Origin of the sequence: Actinomadura sp. GC306, assembly GCF_004348665.1 — a bacterium.
Lineage (GTDB): Bacteria > Actinomycetota > Actinomycetes > Streptosporangiales > Streptosporangiaceae > Spirillospora.
In genome coordinates this window covers 1-2,620 of sequence record NZ_SMKM01000460.1, presented here as the reverse complement: position 1 = coordinate 2,620, position 2,620 = coordinate 1, and the positions used below count along the sequence as shown (strand labels likewise).

The window sequence follows — 2,620 nt, the reverse complement described above, 5'->3', positions numbered from 1 at the left end:
GGCGTTGTTGGTCGTCAGGGGTGGGGCATTCACTGCCGGGACGCTCGGACGGGCCGGAGCTTGGTGCCTTTTGCCGGTATTGGCGGGAGTTGCGGGACGGGGGAGCAATCGGCGCCTCCGGTGCTGGTCACGGTGTCGTACGGATGTGACGAAATTGCTTCGGAAGACGCCCCTGCTCTGCAAGAGTTGCACTTGGCGTTGCGACCTGGGCAGTCTGAAAGGTGGCAGTCTGCCTTCTGCCACTCGAACGAGGAAGGTGTTGGGTATGCCGGACAGCCCGACCGTGCATCAGCGGCGTCTTCGAATCGAGCTGCGCCGGGCGCGGGAAGCCGCCGGGCTGACTCAGGAACAGGCGGCCAAGTCCCTGGACTGGTCCCTCTCGAAGATCATCCGCATCGAAGGCGGGATGGTCCGGGTGGCGGTGAGCGATGTCCGTGTGATGTTGCAGCAGTATGCCGTCCCCGAGGCCCGTTATGACGAGTTCCTGAGTCTTGCGCGTGCGGCTCGTGAGACCGCGTGGTGGAATGCGTACCGAAGGGTGCTCAGTCCGCAGCTTGCGGAACTCATCGGATACGAGTCGGCCGCCGGTGTGTCCCGCGAATTCCAGCCGCTGGTGATTCCCGGATTGCTGCAGACCAGCGCCTATGCCACGGAAATCCTGACAAGGCTGCGCGGCGACGATACCGCCGATCAGGTCGCCGAGCTCGTCGAAATCCGTATCCGCAGGCAGGAAATCCTTGAAGGCGACTCCCCGCCCACCTTCCTCTTCGTCGTCGACGAGTCGGCGCTTCGTCGCCTGGTCGGGGGCCGAGCCGTGATGCAGGCGCAGTTGCTGCATCTTCTGGAGATGGCACAGCGACCCAACGTGACCATCGAGGTCGTTCCCTTCGACCGGGGGGCCCATCCGGGACTCGTCGGGCCGTTCAAGATCATCGAGTTCGCGGAGCCGGAGGACGACGACGTCCTATACCTGGAAGGGGCTCAAGGAGAGCTGGTCGGCCGCGACTACCGGGAAGAGGTCGTGCGGTACCGGGAGAGGTTCGAGGTGCTGCGCGGGCTGTCACTCGGACCGGAAGGGTCGGCCGTCCTGCTCAACACGATCGCCGAAACCCTGTAACGGCCCGGTCGTCCGCTCCGGAACGCCACCGTTCGATCCTGCCTATGGTCTAGCTTCCGTTCAACGCATACACTCTCACCTTGACAGCGCGCGACGCAGGATTGTGGTGTGCCCTGAGAACCAGCGCGGAAGGGTCAGGCCGACTTGAGAGTGATCTTCTCGGGCAAAAGGCCACCCTCAGTGTTCCGGTCATCCTGTGAAAATGTCCCCGCGGATGGCTGTCCAGCTCGGACGATCGCGCGTTTCGGCATGCCGCACCGTGGAGGGAGCGAGTGTGGACAGGGCGGATCAATCCCAAACGGAATGGAGGAAGGGGCAGCGGAGCGGAGTTGGGGATTGCCTCGAGGTCGCTTCCAAAGGCTCTTTAGTGCTAGTGCGGGATTCTAAAGATCCCTCCGGTGCAGTCTTGACACTCTCTATAGCGCAATGGTTGCTTCTGTGTCATTCACTACAGCAAAGGTACGGTCGTTCCTGACGCGGGCATCAAGCGGTGTGCGCAATGGACGACCGGTTCGGTGTTGTCGAGGATGCCGGGGCGCGATGATGCACGTAACCGCGATAGATTCTTTCCTTGATCTCCACTTCGAGCGCAAAGAAGTCCGCGGGGTGCAGCGAGCAGAAGCCGCTTGTCACCACATCTTTGTAGAGGGTGTCTGAGACCACCAGGGCGAGGTCCCGATCCCGGTGCTCGCTCAGATAGTGCCGCAGCGGCGCGGCGTCCAGCAGTCGGGACACTACGATCGGCGCGTCCCCTGCCGGCCCGAGCGGTCCGTCGATCAGGGTGCCGTGGTGGAGGGCGAGCCGCATCCGCAAGCGCGTCGACCGCCGCCTGTTCAGCTCGTCAAGGGCACGGTCCAGGTCGTTCGCGTAAACGCCGAGGATGAGCGGCACATCGACATCTGGCGGCAGGACGATGAGTTCCCCGTCCCCGCCGACCTGGCGGTACCAGCCGTTCGTGCCGAGCCCCGCGCGCCTGGCGCAGCCGTCCAGCAGCCCGCGAAGGTCATTCTGCGCCGTGAGCTGCTGCTGTGCGTCCAGACGGCTGTACTTGTCCAGGTCAACGGCGAGAAGGAGGCGGTACGTGAGGCGTTCCCCGCCTCTGGAGGATGGCTGCTTTCGAACCCGCATGTGCAGTCCCTGGAACCCGTCGTCACTTCGATTCTGCCTGAAGCGAGGACGCCATGGGCGATTCACATACGTCGGTTAGCAATATGGCACTTTGCCGGTAGCAGTATGCCGAGGTCGCCAAGCGGTCCAGCAGCCGCTTGAGCTGGATGAACACCTTGTGCCTCTACTGTCCGTCACACCTTGGGTGGCTGATTGTCACGTCGCTACGTGCAACATGGCAGATCGCTTGCTGGCTGCCAGGACGGCTGTGCGGACGTTCGCGATCCCGGGGAGGATGGGGCTATGGAGTTGGGGAGTCGTGGGGTTGTGGCGGTTGTTGTGGGGGAGGCGGATACGGCTGTTCGGGTGGGGAGTGGGGATCTGGCTGTTTTGGGG

Annotated in this window: 3 protein-coding genes; 2 read left to right on the top strand and 1 reads right to left on the bottom strand. The window is 63.4% G+C overall.

Annotated elements, in window-relative coordinates:
- Positions 1-265: 265 nt before the first annotated feature.
- Complete coding sequence (locus tag E1200_RS32575; RefSeq protein ID WP_131956424.1) at positions 266-1,117, top strand: helix-turn-helix transcriptional regulator; 852 nt, start codon at positions 266-268, stop codon at positions 1,115-1,117.
- Between the two features lie 202 nt (positions 1,118-1,319).
- Complete coding sequence (locus E1200_RS32570) at positions 1,320-1,592, top strand: DUF397 domain-containing protein (protein WP_347813257.1); 273 nt, start codon at positions 1,320-1,322, stop codon at positions 1,590-1,592.
- 8 nt (positions 1,593-1,600) lie between these two features.
- Here the strand turns inward: E1200_RS32570 and E1200_RS32565 are convergent, their stop codons facing one another.
- Entirely contained in the window at positions 1,601-2,245 is a 645-nt protein-coding gene (locus tag E1200_RS32565) for a hypothetical protein (protein ID WP_131956420.1), read from the bottom strand.
- Positions 2,246-2,620 lie beyond the last annotated feature (375 nt).

Bases quoted from the DNA above. Each gene is read 5' to 3' on its own strand.
- E1200_RS32575 (WP_131956424.1), top strand. From the start codon at position 266: ATGCCGGACAGCCCGACCGTGCATCAGCGGCGTCTTCGAATCGAGCTG.
- E1200_RS32570 (WP_347813257.1), top strand. From the start codon at position 1,320: ATGTCCCCGCGGATGGCTGTCCAGCTCGGACGATCGCGCGTTTCGGCA.
- E1200_RS32565 (WP_131956420.1), bottom strand. From the start codon at position 2,245: ATGCGGGTTCGAAAGCAGCCATCCTCCAGAGGCGGGGAACGCCTCACG.